Genomic DNA, 13,557 nt, shown 5'->3' with positions numbered 1-13,557 from the left:
CAACCATGGCCGAACGTAAACAGTTACTGCTTAAAGCCCACCGGCGCAGCAAGCGCTTGTACCTGGTTGCCGCTGTGCTGGTGCTGGTGGCGGTAGGTGTGCTGGTAGCCTGGTGGGCAGCGCCCTTGCTCGCGGCGCTGGGCTGGCTCGCGCATGAGGCGTGGTTTGCCGACCACCTATTTTACCGGCCCGGCGACGACTATACCTATGACTTTTCGCACACAGCGGCCAAGCAAACCGTCACGTTAGGCCCGAAGCTCACCCTCAGTGAGCCCCTGGCGCCAGGTGAAACCCTGGTGCTGGAGGTTACCCTCAAGGCCACATGGTTAGGGCGCTGGCTGGACCCTTATGTACGGATAGGCGATGACCCACAAACGTTTGAACGGGGGGTGACGGGCCGGCGTTATCTCAACCTGTCTGGCCAGCGCGAAGCACTGCAAGCCGGGGCGTTGAGCCTGCGCGGGCGCTTTTGCCGGTTACCGGCGCAGGGGTTGCTGTACGTGTTTAGCAACCCCGACTATGCGACGCGACGGGTGATGGTCTTGGCCCCCCATGCCGACGACGCCGAACTGGCAGCCTTTGGGCTCTATAGCCGCTGCGCGCACGCCTGCATCGTCACCGTGACCCAAGGCGAGATCGAGGCGCAGGCCTATCGGGGCTTGGGTTTGAATGCGCAGCAGGCGGCCCGCCTCAAAGGGCGCTTGCGCACCTGGGACAGCCTGGCAGTGCCGTTGTGGGGCGGTGTGCCGGCCGAGCGCTGCGTGCAACTGGGTTACTTTTGCTTGCGCTTGCCGGCGATGGCGCAAGCACCTGCCACGCCGTTCGGTTCAATGGAGTCGGGCGAGTTCGACGTACGCGGCGCCCGCCAGCATAACCCGGTACGGCTGGCGGCCGACGCCGACGGGCAGCCCACGTGGAATAACCTGGTCGCCGACCTGCAAGGGCTGCTGGAACACTTTCAGCCGGAGGTGGTGGTTACCCCGCACCCCCGATTCGACCCCCACGCCGACCATGTCTGTACCACCCAGGCCCTGACCCAGGCCATGGCCTTGAGCGCATGGAAACCGAGCGTCGCGCTGTTGTATGCCAACCATTTGCATGACAACGACCGTTGGCCGATGGGCCCCGCGGGTGCCGGGATCACTTTGCCGCCGGCCATCGACGAGCCTGCCGCCGGTCACTTGTGGAGCCCGCTGCTGGCGGCGCAGGTGCAGTTGGACAAGGCTATGGCGCTGCGTATGCAACATGACCTGCAGGGCCCGCTGCCGTTCAAGCGGCGCCTTCGCCGTTGGGTGCAGTGGGCGCTGGCGGGGCGCCGCTGGCCGGCGACCGGCGAAGATGAGTTTTTCCGCAAGGCGGTGCGTCGGCACGAGCTTTTTTGGGTGCGCGATCTACCCCGGTAAGCCCAGCGCCGTGGTTGCCGCGCGCTGGGCGCAGCTTGCGGCAAACGCTGTGTTAATATCGCGCGCTCTGTTCATTTTGTATGTGGGTTGCCCATGAAGTTATCCATGCCGCGATTCGACTCGGCTCCGGTTCTGGTGGTCGGCGATGTCATGCTCGACCGATACTGGCATGGCGGTACTTCGCGTATCTCCCCAGAGGCACCGGTGCCCGTGGTCAAGGTGGAGCAGATCGAGGACCGGCCCGGTGGCGCGGCCAACGTGGCATTGAACATCGCCGCGCTGGGCGCCCCTGCTTCCCTGGTCGGTGTTACGGGCGCGGACGAGGCCGCCGACAGCCTGGCTGACAGCCTCAAGGCCGCGGGCGTAAAGGCCGTATTCCAGCGCATTGCTCACCAGCCGACCGTGGTCAAACTACGGGTGATGAGCCGCCACCAGCAATTGCTGCGCATCGACTTCGAAGAGGCGTTCGCCACCGACCCCTTGGCCTTGGCCAGCCAAGTGGACGGCCTGCTGGAAGGTGTCAAGGTCATGGTCCTGTCGGATTACGGCAAGGGCGCCTTGAAGAACCACCAGAAACTGATCGCTGCCGCCCGGGCGAAGAACATTCCCGTGCTGGCCGACCCCAAGGGTAAGGACTTTACCATCTACCGCGGTGCCAGCTTGATTACCCCTAACCTCACCGAGTTCGAAGCCATCGTCGGCAGCTGCGCCGACGAAGCGGAGCTGGTGGAAAAGGGCGCGCGGTTGATGAGCGAACTGGACATGGGCGCGTTGTTGGTGACCCGCGGTGAGCACGGCATGACCCTACTGCGCCCCGACCAGCCCGCCCTGCACTTACCGGCCCGCGCCCGTGAAGTATTCGACGTCACCGGTGCCGGTGACACGGTGATTTCCACCTTGGCGGCGGCCTTGGCGGCCGGTGAGGAGTTGCCGCACGCGGTAGCCCTGGCCAACCTGGCAGCCGGTATCGTGGTGGGCAAGCTTGGCACTGCGGCCATCAGCGCACCGGAGCTGCGCCGTGCGATCCAGCGCGAAGAGGGCTCCGAGCGCGGTGTACTCAGCCTTGGGCAATTGCTGCTGGCCATCGACGATGCCCGTGCGCACAACGAAAGCATCGTGTTCACCAACGGCTGCTTCGATATCTTGCATGCCGGGCATGTCACCTACCTGGAGCAGGCCCGCGCGCAAGGTGACCGGCTGATCGTCGCGGTGAACGACGACGCCTCGGTCAGCCGCCTGAAAGGCCCGGGCCGGCCAATCAACAGCGTTGACCGGCGCATGGCCGTACTGGCGGGCCTGGGGGCGGTGGATTGGGTGATCAGCTTTTCGGAAGATACCCCAGAGAACCTGCTGGCCCATGTGCGCCCCGACGTGCTGGTAAAAGGCGGCGATTATTCGATGGAACAGGTGGTGGGTGCCGACATCGTCACCGGCTATGGCGGCACGGTGAAGGTGCTGGGGCTGGTGGAAAACAGCTCGACGACGTCGATCGTCGAGAAGATTCGCAACCATTGATGCAGGGTGACCGAACCTTGATCGGCACGGGCAGTAGGTGGCACGTAAACCCATGAAAGTCATGCTACTGGTGATGGATGAGCAACGCGTCATTCTGGACCGCTTGTACGAAATCGTGCAGCAGCATTGCGACGCGTGCGTTATCCACCGCCTGAGCAAGGCGCAGCAGATGCGCCTGGGGGCTTTTCTGGCGGCCGCTCATTACGAACAATTCGACCGTGTGGTGATTTTTTCCCGGATCAAGCGGCTTGCCCCACAAATGGCGGCGCTTAGCTGCATACCCGGGCTGGTGTTCTTGGAGCATGATGCTTATCAGAACTACATGGCCGGCAGCAAATACCGCCAGGTGTATTCCCGGGTATATAAGCGCCTTCCCAACTGCCGGGCATTGGTTTCCGGTGCGCTGGTGGCGCGCCGGATGCAGGCTGAAGGTATCGATGCCGTATTCGTTTCCAAAGGGTACGACGAGCACCTGCTGCGCAACCTTCAATTAACCCGGGATATTCCCATCGGTTTTCTGGGCAGCCTGAAAAGCAAGGAATACGCCCAACGTAAAGCATTGCTGGAGTCGTTGGCGCGGCACACCGGTATGTTGGTCACGCGCACCGAATCAGGCGCGGAGTATCTTCAGACCTTGAACCGCATCAAGGTATTCGTCAGCGCCGATATCGGCATGGGCGAGTTCATGATCAAGAACTTCGAGGCCATGGCGTGCGGTTGTGTGTTGCTGGCATGGAGCCAAGGTGAAGAAGACGCGCTTTTGGGCTTCGAAGATTTGCACAACGTTGTGTTTTACCGCAGCGAGCAAGAGGCACTGGAAAAACTGCAATGGTTGCAAAGTCAGCCTGAAAAGGCCGCGGCCATTGCCGCCAATGGCCAGGCGTTTGCCCAAGCGCATTATTGCTTTGCCCGTGTCGGGCGTGACCTGGCCGAGCACATACAGCGCCCATTGCGGGCCTGGCGGCGGCCGTCGCTGGCCACCAGGCTGTGGGTAAAGCTGCGCTACGGCATGAGCGTGCCGGAGTCACCATGACCACGGACCACGCTGGCATGCCAGCTGGCGCGCTGCCGGGCGGCGACCAGGATGTTTTCAACTGTTTTTCCCCAGCGCTGAAGGCGTGCTTGCTCAAGGCGCCCCGCGTGGTGTTGGTCGCCAATAACCCGGCCATCACCGCTGCGGACCTGCAAGCGCTGGGTATCGGCAGCGATGATGTGGTGGTGAGTTTCAACAAATGCCTGAAGGCCGAATTGCTGACGCCGCACAGTGTCAATGTTGTGGTGCATGGCTTCAACGCGCCGGATCATTACTTCTTTGGCTTACCGCTGCCTGGCGCTATCCAACCCTGGTTTCACCCCCGTAGCGATCGTTGCTTCAGCATCCTGGTAGGCTGTACCGAAGCCCTTTGCCCGTTACCGGGTGTTAGCGTGTTCCGCGAGCGTATTCCGCTGCCACCGTTATGGAACTACCCGGTAGAGCGGCCAGGCGGCAAGCGCTATGTGGGCCCCTCCACCGGGTTCAACGCCCTGGTGCTGTTCGATGCACTGCGTAGCCTGCCCGGGTACGATTATGCATTGATGGCCTTGGGGTTTTCCGACGAGGCGGGAAAACTATGGGGCGGCCATGCGTGGGATTACGAACGGGCGTGGCTGCGCAGTGCCAACATCATCAGGGTCGGGCTCCAGCGCCAAAAGCGCTGGTGGCAGCTATGGCGGCGCCGATAGGCCAGCCCGGTATGGGCCGGTAGCGGCCGTTAATCAACTGCTCAGGATCTGACTCGTGCTGAAGGTCGCCGTAGCTTTTTTTGGAATCCCCCGTAACTCGGATATTTGCTTCCCGTCGATCGAGCGCAACGTGCTGGCCCAGTTGCCGGCCAACAGCCAGGTAGCGCAGTTTTATCACCTTTATAAAATCGACGAAATTCAAAACCCCCGCTCGGGCGAGGCCGGGCAGCTTAGCCCCGATAACTATGCGGTGTTCCAAAGCATGGAGGGCGTGCTTGAAACCACTGATGGCGTGTTGGAACGGTGGGATTTCGAGCGGATCAAGGCCCAAGGGGATACCTGGGGCGACCAGCATGCGTCTATTCGAAACCTGATCTACCAACTTCACTCGTTACGCTGCGTGACGCAGCGGGTGGCGCGCTTCGCCCCGGATTTCGTGGTGTTCGTAAGGCCAGACAATTTTTACCACACGCCACTGCCGGGCTACGTATTCGGCCGCCCGCGGGGCCGCCGCGCGAATGTGTATATTCCCGATTGGCAATGGTGGGGTGGGCTTAACGATCGTTTCGCCATTTGCGGGCAGGACGTTTACGAAGCCTATGGCAACCGCATTGAACATATTTTTCGCTTTTGTGAAGCCACCGGGCGCAAGTTGCACTCGGAGCGGTTACTCAAGTTCGTGCTGCAACAAGCCGGTGCCAAGGTGTGCACCATGCCGACGACGGCGTCGAGGGTGCGGATTCATGGGGGGTTTGCCCAGGAGTCGTTCTCGCCCAAACGCGGGATGGGCAAGCGAGAGAACCGCTACTTCCATTTTTTTGCCCGGGCGCGCACCTGGGTGGATAAGCAATTGCCCCCGGAAAACTAAGGGCCCGCCGTGGAGGCACTGATCCAAAGGCGAGCGAGCACGCAGAAGGCCAGCGCGAATGCAACCAGGGCCAAGTGGCCGGTCGTTGTATCCAATACCAAGTCGTACGCCAGCACCGCCCCCAAAAGTGGCTGGAGCAACCCAGGTGCATACAGCACCTTGCGGAGCATTTTCGCCCAGCCCGGCTTCGGCGCCCGTGGGTGAACCGCTGCGCGGAGCACCAGGCATAGCCATGCGCCCAGCCCGCAGGTAGCTAGCAGCAACGTGGCAGTGAACGCTGCGGGTATGGCCTCGGGGTCTTCCGGGTACCCGGGCCGTTCAGCACCCAACGCGGCATAGGCGAATAAAAGCGCGGGTATGGCAAAACAGCCTGATATGGCCAAGCCTTTGGTTAACGAATTCACGATGTTATCTTTGCCGGCATCACATTTTATGCCGCGCCAAGCGTATCAACGCTCGCGCACGGTGGGTGATTTTCTTCAACCCACTTTTTTGCGGGCTCTGCACTGCCAGCCCTTGGCGGTGTAGCCAATCGCGCCATTTGATACGTTCTTCGCGCACGACCCAGCCGTCTTGTGCCGCGAAGCTTTCGGCCAAATACAGGCCGCGCGTGGGCGCCGGGTGCAGTTCCCCCTTTTTCAAGGTGTAGAGCTCAGGCACGGGCTTGCCGTCCTTGAGCGGGACCAGGTAAAGATCGGGGCGGTTGGGGTTCAGGCGTGTCACCAGTTGGTCTTTTTCGAGGCGCTCATCGACATGGTAGAGGCTCAGCACACGAGCCTCACGGGGCACTTCCAGGCGAAGGTCGTAAACCACCTGCAGCGACGCGGTGGGCAGGTGCACGTAGGCGCGGGGCTTTTCGATCAGCGTCAGGCCGCCGCAACGCACGGTGCGTGCCGCCCCCGCGCGGGGGCTGAGGTCGAAGGCGGGGCTTTCGCGGTAGCGCAGGGTCTGGGCGTAGGGGGTCGGCAGCCAGGTGTCTTTGAAGCGGCCATTGAGCCACCCCTCCGGCGTTTGCAACAAGCACTCCTCGGCCACCTCTTGCACGGCGGTGTGCAGCGGCAGGTTCAACTCATGGGCCGGCACGTAGCCCGAAATCAGTTTTAGCACCACGTCGCCGCGGTCTTCGCGGCGTTGGCGAACCAGCACCCAGTAGTCGTTGCCTTGCCAGGCCAGCGTCAGGCGTACTGAAACGCCGAGGTTGGCCAGTTCTACCGAAAAATGTTCCGGGTCATCGACGTCGATCTGTTGGCGCCGCTCCAGGGTCTGGCTGAAATTGATCGGCATGCCGATGCTTTGATAGGTGAGGGCTTCGGGGGTGGCTTCGACGAACAGGGGCAGTGTTTTGAAGTTGCCAGGGTTCTTGCGGCTGAGGGTACGCGGCATAAGGGTTCCTTGTAGAGCCGCGCACCTTCGGGCTTATACGAAAAGTGGCTGCGCTCGGTGGGCGTGCGGGGTACCGGCGCGGCGGCTAAGCGCGCCGTGCCAGCCTGCGCTAACCGGCCAGCACGGCGGCGGCCGTGGCTACATTATGGGCAAGGTGCACGGGGTTGATGGTCCCGACGATAGCACTGGTGACCCCCGGCTCGCCAAACAGCAATTGAAAACTGGCTTTTACCGGGTCTTGCCCGGCCAGGCAGGCATGGCCGCTGGCCAGCGCCTTTTTCACCAGAATCCCCTTGCCCTGTGCCAGTGCATGTTGGATCACCGGCCGTTCGGCTTGTTCGTTCAGATTGTAAGTGACCATGGCGCAATCGCCGCGTTCCAACGCCTTGATGCCGCCGGCTACGGTTTTGCCGGAAAACCCGAAGGCGAGGAGCTTGCCCTCGCGCTTGAGTTCGGCCAGTGCCTCGTACACACCTTCTTGTTCGAGGATACGCAAATCATGGCCATCGGAATGTACCAACACCAAGTCTAGCCGGTCTGTTTCAAGGTTTTGCAGGCTCCGCTCCACGGAGAAACGGGTGTGGGCAGCACTGAAGTTGAAACTCGACTGCCCACCGGCGAACTCTTCGCCCACCTTGCTCACCAGCACCCAGGCATCCCGCTGGCCACGCAGCAGCGGGCCCAGCCGCGCTTCGCTGGTGCCATAGGCCGGTGCGGTGTCGAGCAGGTTGATGCCCAGCTCACGGGCCTGGCGCAATAGCATCCGTGCTTCGTCGTCGGTGGGTAGCGTGAAGCCGCTGGGGTATTTCACCCCCTGATTACGGCCCAGCTTGACCGTGCCCAGGCCCAGCGGCGATACCCGCGGGCCTTGGGCGCCGAGGCGGCGGTAGTGATCGTGCAGGGTTGGCAGGCTCATGGCAGTAATTGCTCCCACGGCGTTTGCCCTAGCGCTGGGCGACGCCATTCGGGCAGCGGCGGGTGTTGTTGCGGGGTGATGGCACCGCGTTCAAGGCTGGCGAATACCCGGTCGGCGAAGTCCGGTGCGAGGGCCAGCTTGGTCGGCCAACCAACCAGTAAGGTGCCTTGCTCGGCCAGAAAAGCGTTGTCTGGGCGCACCAGGCCCGACTGCGCGGGTTCGGCGCGATCGACCCGCAAGGTGGCCCAGTGCAGCGCGTGAATGTCGAGCCAGGGCAGCAGTTGGCCCACCTCACGCTGTGCGGCCGCGATCTGCGCGGCCGGTTCACGGGCTACGCCGTCGGCTTCGGCGATATCGCCGCCGAGGTACCACACCCACTGGCCATCGGCCGCCGGGTGGGTGGTCACGGTAAGGCGTGGCTTGGGCCCACCGCCCAGGCAGTGTGCGTACAGCGGCTTGAGCGCGGCGCCCTTGGCCATGACCATATGCAGCGGCCGCCGCTGCATGGCAGGCTCTACCACGCCGAGGGCCGCCAGCAGTGCGGCGCTGCCGGCACCGGCGCTGAGCACCACGCGCTGGGCCCGGATAGGCCGGCCATCGACCACCAGGCCGGCCAACCGCTGGCCCTCGTACAGCGGCGCCAGTTGTTGCCCGGCCAACAGGCTGGGGCCCGCCAGCTCGGCCAAGCGGGCCACCAGGCTGGGTACATCGACCACCAGTTCGGCCAGCCGGTAAACCTTGCCCTTGAAACGCGAGTGCTGTAGCGCCGGCGGTAACTGTTCACCCTTGACCGCATCGACACGGCCACGCACGGCCTTGCTAGCGAAAAAGCTGCTGAGGTTGCCGGCCAAGGTGCCTGGCGACCACAAGTAATGGGCCTCGGACAGCACACGAACGCCGGTTAGGTCCAACTCGCCGGTGCCTGCCAGGGCTTGGCGCCAGCGCCGAGGCATATCGGCGATCGCCTCCGAGGCACCGGTGAGGGCCCCGTGCAGGGCGTATTTTGTGCCGCCGTGGATGATCCCCTGTGATTTCAGCGTTTGCCCGCCACCCAGGCTGGCGTGCTCCACCAGCACGGTCGAATAGCCGGCCTGGCGCAAGCGCGCGTTGAGCCAAAGCCCCGCCACGCCGGCGCCGACGATCAGCACATCTGTGGTTACAGCCGATGCCATGGAGCAATCTCGATCAGTTTTGCCAGGGGCGAGTATACCAAGCTAATGGTCAATGTCCGGCCGTTCGTGAGAACACCTGGATCACCAGCACCCCCGCCACGATCATGGCGAGCCCTAGCATCGCCGGCAGGTCGAGCCTTTGCCCGTAGATGAACACCGCGGCGAGGCTCACCAGTACGATGCCCATGCCCGACCATATCGCATAGGTGACACCCACCGGGATTGCGCGCATCACCAAGGTCAGCATGAAGAACGCCGTGCCATAGCCCAGTACCACCAGCAGCAGCGGTACGGGCGTGCTCAGGCCTTTGATGGCTTTCATCGACAAGGTGGCAATGACTTCGGCAACAATGGCGATGGCCAGGTAGAGGTAAGCGGTCATGGTAGTGCCCTCGCGAATAAGGCCATGATTCTACCGGGCCGCCAGGTGGGGTAAAGTCATTACCTATCTGTTAGGGAGATAGGCCATATGGGCAACCGGCCGTGGAACCTGGAACACATCAGCCTCTTCGTCGAGGTGGCCGAACGGCGCTCCTTCTCGGCCGTGGCGCGTGCGCGGCGCAAGGCTCAATCGGCCATCAGCGGCGCCGTGGCGGCCTTGGAAACGGACCTTGGCGTGACCCTGTTCGACCGCAGTAGTGGCCGCCATCCACAACTGACCGATGCCGGCAGTAGCTTGCTCGAGGAGGCCCGTGAGCTGCTTCGCCAATGCGAGCGCCTGGATGGCCGTGCCCTGGCCCTGACGCGAGGGCATGAATCGCGCCTGCGCCTGGCCCACGACGAAGCCATGCCCTACCAACCGGTGCTCGACAGCCTCGAAGAGTTGGCCGCGCGCCACCCATTGCTGGAGGTGCGGCTCACCAGTGCGGCGCAGGGCGCCGTGGTGGCGAAGCTTTTGGCGCGGGAGGTCGACCTGGGCCTGGCCTTCAGCCATGAGCGCATGCCGCAGGCCCTGGAACGGCGCGCCGTAGGCCGTGTGGAAATGGTCACAGCCTGCCCCGTGGGGCACCCGCTGGCTGCCCTGCAGCACGTGGGCTACCGCGAATTGGCCCAGCACCGCCAGTTGCTGATTACCCTGCCCAGCAGTGGCTATGCCGGCGGTGAGCCGGCCAGCCCCCAGGTGTGGCGTGCCGACAGCTTCTATGCCATGGCCGAGTGGTTGATTCGTGGGCTGGGTTGGGCTTGGCTGCCGCGGCATGTGGTGCAGTACCCGGCCTACGCCGGGCGCATGGTCGAACTGCGTAGCGACTGCTTGCCCCCTGCCTTGGTGGTCGAGCTGCTGTGGCGCCGCGACGAGCCATTGGGCCCGGTTGCCAGTTGGCTGGCGCAACGGTTCGCGGCGCACCTGGAAGTGATCGGCTAATCCCCAGCGGGTTCGCCCCACACTCAGCCGTTCGGGTACACTCCGGCGCCATGAACAGATGCCTCTATACCTTGCTGTTTCACCTGGGCTTGCCGTTTATCGCCCTGCGCCTGTGGTGGCGGGGGCGCAAGGCGCCGGCCTATCGCCTGCGGGTGGGCGAGCGCTTCGGTTTTGGGTTACCCCTGCTGCGCCCGGGCGGGGTGTGGCTGCATGCCGTGTCGGTGGGTGAAAGCATCGCCGCGGCGCCCTTGGTGCGGGCATTGCTGGCTGAATACCCGCAGCGCACGGTGCTGATCACCTGCATGACCCCGACCGGTTCGCAACGCATCCAAGCGATGTTCGCCGATGAACCGCGCGTGCAGCATTGTTACCTGCCCTACGACCTTCCTTGGGCCGCGCGACGGTTCCTCGACCAGGCCAAACCGGCCTTGGCCGTGGTGATGGAAACCGAACTGTGGCCGAACTACATCCACCAGTGCGCGCGCCGTGGCATTGCCATAGCGCTGGCCAATGGTCGGCTGTCGGCGCGCTCGGCCAAGGGGTATGCGCGCTTTCCCCAATTGACCCGGCCGATGCTGGCAAGCTTAAGCTTGATCGCCGCGCAAACCCAAGCCGAGGCGGAGCGCTTCCTGGCTCTGGGCGCGCGGCCCAGCGCTGTGCAGGTGACGGGCTCGATCAAGTTCGACTTGGCCATCGACCCCGCCTTGCCCGCCCGCGCCGCCGAATTGCGCGAGCAATGGCACGCTGGGGCGCGGCCGGTATGGATAGCCGCCAGCACCCACGAGGGCGAAGACGCCGTGGTCCTGGCGGCGCACCGCCAGCTATTGGTGACCCACAGCGACGCGCTGCTGATACTGGTGCCGCGCCACCCTGAGCGTTTCGAGGCTGTGGCCAGGCAAGTGGCCCAAGCAGGCCTGGCACAGGTGCGCCGTTCGGCCAACCAGCCGGTTACGGCCGCTACCCAGGTGCTGGTGGGCGATACCATGGGGGAGTTGTTGTTCTACTACGCACTGGCCGACATCGCCTTCGTCGGTGGCAGTTTGGTCGCCACGGGCGGGCATAACCTGCTTGAGCCTGCGGCGCTGTCGCGGCCGGTGCTCACCGGCCCGCACCTGTTCAACTTCCTCGACATCGCCGCGCAACTGCAGCAGGCCCATGGGCTGAAGGTGGTGGATAACGCCGACGAGTTGGCAAGCGCCGTGCGTGAGCTTATCGAACTGCCGCAGGTTGCCGAGCGCATGAGCGCGGCGGGGCTTGCGGTGATGCGGGCCAACCAGGGGGCGTTACGGCGGCTGTTGGGGGCGCTTGCCCAGTTGCTGTAACGCAGGGTACGGGGCTGCCCCCCGCTGCGTTGCCACAAGCGTTCAACCCGGCGCCTGCGACATACCCGCCTACTTGCGCGTTGGCGCGGCCCCCGGCACTGGGCCGGCCTTGCTTGGCGTGACGGGTTGCAACAACGCCCGCGCCGCTTGCGCCAAGTCGGGCGGTAAAAAGTCTTTATCCGGGTTGTAGTCGGGCTTTAAAAACTGCCCGAGTTGTTGCAGGTCGCCCGGGCTGAGGGTGCCGGCGGCCTGCTTCAGGCGCAGGTTGTCGAGGATGTAGTCATAGCGGCTGTTGTTGTAGTCGCGCACCGAAGCGAATAACTGGCGCTGGGCATCGAGCACGTCGACGATATTGCGGGTGCCTACCTGGTAGCCGATTTCGGTGGCCTCCACGGCGCTCTGGTTCGACACGATCGACTGGCGCCTGGCCTTAACCTGTTCCACGTCGGTGTTCACCGCACGGTGCAGGTTGCGGGTGTTCTCCACTACCTGGCGGCGCATGCCTTCGCGCTGGTATTCGGCCTGGTTCAAGCGTTGGCTGGCTTCGCGCACCTGCGAGCTGGTCATGCCGCCGCTGTACAGCGGGATGTTCAAGCGCAGGCCAATGGTCTGCTGGGTCACGTCGCTACCGTACACTTCGCCATCGCGCGGGGCCGGGTTGCTCATGCCGAGGTTATCGTTGTCGCCGCGCTGGTATTCGGCCACGGCGTCGAGGGTGGGCGCATGCCCGGCCTTGCGCTGGCGCAGGGTCTGCTCGGCCGCGTCGATGGCCGCGCGGGTCGCCAACAGGTTGAGGTTTTGCTGGGAGGCGGTGTCGACCCAGGCGCGGGCATCGTTGGGCACCGGTGGCAGCACCGGCAGCGTATGGACGATGCCTTGCAGGGCCGTGTAGTCGCGGTTGGTCAGGGTGGTCAGGGCCTGGAAGGCATCCTGCACCTGGCGCTCGGCGATCAACCGGTTGGCCCGGGCAGTGTCATAGCTGGCCTGTGACTGCAGCATGTCGGTCTTGTCGGTCAGCCCGACGTTGAAGCGCTCGCTGGCCTGATCGAATTGGCGTTTGAAGGCTTCTTCCTCGGCCCGCGCGGTGGCCAGGTCATCTTGCGCGCGCAATACCGAGAAGTAGCCCTCGGCGCTTTGCAGTATCAGGTTCTGCTCCGTGGCCGAGAGCTGCAGCGCGGCCTGCTCATTGCTGGCTTCGGCAGCCTTCAACTGAAACCAGCGGTCGGCACGGAACAAAGGCTGGCTCAGGGTAGCGCGCCAACTGGTGCCGCTGCGGTTGGCGATGTAGTCGTCGCTGTTGATCGGTACCTTTTGCCGGGTGTCGTTCACGTCGGCCCCGGCCGATAGGTTCGGCAGCAGCCCGGCGCGGGCCTGCGGCACGGCTTCGACCTGCGCGGCATAATCGGCCCGGGAGGCGGCAAGGTCGGCATTATTGTCGGCGGCTTGGCGATACACGCTCATCAGGTCGGTTTGGCTAGCCATTGGCGGGGCAGGGGCAGCGTACGCCGACGGTAAGCCGTTGCCCAGCAGGCCCATAGCCAATAACACGCCGCGAAACTTGAACATTCCTTTGATCCCCAATGCCAATGCTGGCCCGAATATACGTGGCGCCGTTGTGTCCGACCACGGGCGCGGCGGATCTATCCCGGCCGATGGCGTTATCGCCCAGGGTTGACTACACTGCCGGTTGTTCTTGTCGGGGTGCCTTGGGTAAGAGGCTGAGATCGGATGATTCCGGATCCCGTTGAACCTGATCAGGTTGATGCCTGCGTAGGGAACAAGATTGCTCGTTTTCCGGCGAGCCCTCTTGTGTTGGGCCCCGGATGCGTGCACGCGCTCCATCCGGCCCGGCACGCTGCTGCCTAGCGCCACACTCCGTTCAGGTTCACCCCG

13 protein-coding genes and 1 riboswitch are annotated in these 13,557 nt (G+C 63.8%); of the genes, 7 read left to right on the top strand and 6 right to left on the bottom strand.

The window, feature by feature from the left end:
* The first annotated feature begins 5 nt into the window (after positions 1-5).
* The 5 genes from HAQ05_RS00995 to HAQ05_RS00975 all read left to right on the top strand — a co-directional run bounded on the left by HAQ05_RS00995 (position 6) and on the right by HAQ05_RS00975 (position 5,508).
* Positions 6-1,403 carry a PIG-L deacetylase family protein gene (locus tag HAQ05_RS00995; protein ID WP_190416710.1) on the top strand — a complete coding sequence of 466 codons (1,398 nt, stop codon included), beginning with the start codon at positions 6-8 and terminating at the stop codon, positions 1,401-1,403.
* 93 nt (positions 1,404-1,496) lie between these two features.
* Positions 1,497-2,918 carry a bifunctional D-glycero-beta-D-manno-heptose-7-phosphate kinase/D-glycero-beta-D-manno-heptose 1-phosphate adenylyltransferase HldE gene (gene hldE / locus HAQ05_RS00990; protein ID WP_190416709.1) on the top strand — a complete coding sequence of 474 codons (1,422 nt, stop codon included), beginning with the start codon at positions 1,497-1,499 and terminating at the stop codon, positions 2,916-2,918.
* Positions 2,919-2,970: 52 nt separating this feature from the next.
* Entirely contained in the window at positions 2,971-3,951 is a 981-nt protein-coding gene (locus HAQ05_RS00985; protein WP_190416708.1) for a glycosyltransferase family protein, read from the top strand.
* A complete protein-coding gene (locus HAQ05_RS00980) occupies positions 3,948-4,640 on the top strand; it encodes a hypothetical protein (protein ID WP_420825729.1) in 693 nt (230 codons plus the stop codon). The genes HAQ05_RS00985 and HAQ05_RS00980 overlap by 4 nt, the downstream gene beginning before the upstream one ends.
* Positions 4,641-4,695: 55 nt before the next feature.
* Positions 4,696-5,508 carry a hypothetical protein gene (locus HAQ05_RS00975; protein ID WP_190416707.1) on the top strand — a complete coding sequence of 271 codons (813 nt, stop codon included), beginning with the start codon at positions 4,696-4,698 and terminating at the stop codon, positions 5,506-5,508.
* Here the strand turns inward: HAQ05_RS00975 and HAQ05_RS00970 are convergent.
* From HAQ05_RS00970 to HAQ05_RS00950, 5 genes are all read right to left on the bottom strand, one after another.
* Positions 5,505-5,912 (bottom strand): hypothetical protein, encoded by a 408-nt coding sequence (locus HAQ05_RS00970; RefSeq protein ID WP_190416706.1) that lies wholly within the window; start codon positions 5,910-5,912, stop codon positions 5,505-5,507. The two genes, HAQ05_RS00975 and HAQ05_RS00970, sit on opposite strands and share 4 nt — an antisense overlap.
* 19 nt (positions 5,913-5,931) lie before the next feature.
* Entirely contained in the window at positions 5,932-6,891 is a 960-nt protein-coding gene (locus tag HAQ05_RS00965; protein ID WP_190416705.1) for a metal ABC transporter ATPase, read from the bottom strand.
* Between the two features lie 109 nt (positions 6,892-7,000).
* Positions 7,001-7,807 carry an aldo/keto reductase gene (locus HAQ05_RS00960; protein WP_190416704.1) on the bottom strand — a complete coding sequence of 269 codons (807 nt, stop codon included), beginning with the start codon at positions 7,805-7,807 and terminating at the stop codon, positions 7,001-7,003.
* A complete protein-coding gene (locus tag HAQ05_RS00955; RefSeq protein ID WP_190416703.1) occupies positions 7,804-8,979 on the bottom strand; it encodes an FAD-dependent oxidoreductase in 1,176 nt (391 codons plus the stop codon). Before HAQ05_RS00955 ends, HAQ05_RS00960 begins: the two co-directional genes overlap by 4 nt.
* Before the next feature lie 49 nt (positions 8,980-9,028).
* Positions 9,029-9,361: a DMT family transporter gene (locus HAQ05_RS00950; RefSeq protein ID WP_190416702.1), complete on the bottom strand. Its 333-nt coding sequence runs from the start codon at positions 9,359-9,361 to the stop codon at positions 9,029-9,031.
* A gap of 87 nt (positions 9,362-9,448) precedes the next feature.
* Here HAQ05_RS00950 and HAQ05_RS00945 point away from each other — a divergent pair, with 87 nt between their 5' ends.
* Both HAQ05_RS00945 and waaA read left to right on the top strand, forming a co-directional pair.
* On the top strand, positions 9,449-10,342 hold the full coding sequence (locus HAQ05_RS00945; protein WP_190416701.1) for a LysR family transcriptional regulator: 894 nt from the start codon (positions 9,449-9,451) through the stop codon (positions 10,340-10,342).
* A 50-nt stretch (positions 10,343-10,392) separates the two neighbouring features.
* Positions 10,393-11,664 carry a lipid IV(A) 3-deoxy-D-manno-octulosonic acid transferase gene (waaA, locus tag HAQ05_RS00940; protein ID WP_190416700.1) on the top strand — a complete coding sequence of 424 codons (1,272 nt, stop codon included), beginning with the start codon at positions 10,393-10,395 and terminating at the stop codon, positions 11,662-11,664.
* Between the two features lie 69 nt (positions 11,665-11,733).
* Here waaA and HAQ05_RS00935 read toward each other — a convergent pair whose 3' ends face one another.
* The gene (locus HAQ05_RS00935) at positions 11,734-13,230 is read right to left on the bottom strand and encodes a TolC family outer membrane protein (RefSeq protein ID WP_238934984.1); all 1,497 of its coding nucleotides are present in this window, start codon (positions 13,228-13,230) and stop codon (positions 11,734-11,736) included.
* Between the two features lie 121 nt (positions 13,231-13,351).
* Positions 13,352-13,458: riboswitch (TPP riboswitch) on the top strand.
* The last annotated feature ends 99 nt before the right edge of the window (positions 13,459-13,557 follow it).

Origin of the sequence: Pseudomonas typographi (assembly GCF_014694385.1) — a bacterium.
Classification (GTDB): Bacteria; Pseudomonadota; Gammaproteobacteria; order Pseudomonadales; family Pseudomonadaceae; genus Aquipseudomonas; species Aquipseudomonas typographi.
This window is presented reverse-complemented; position numbering and strand designations above follow the sequence as displayed.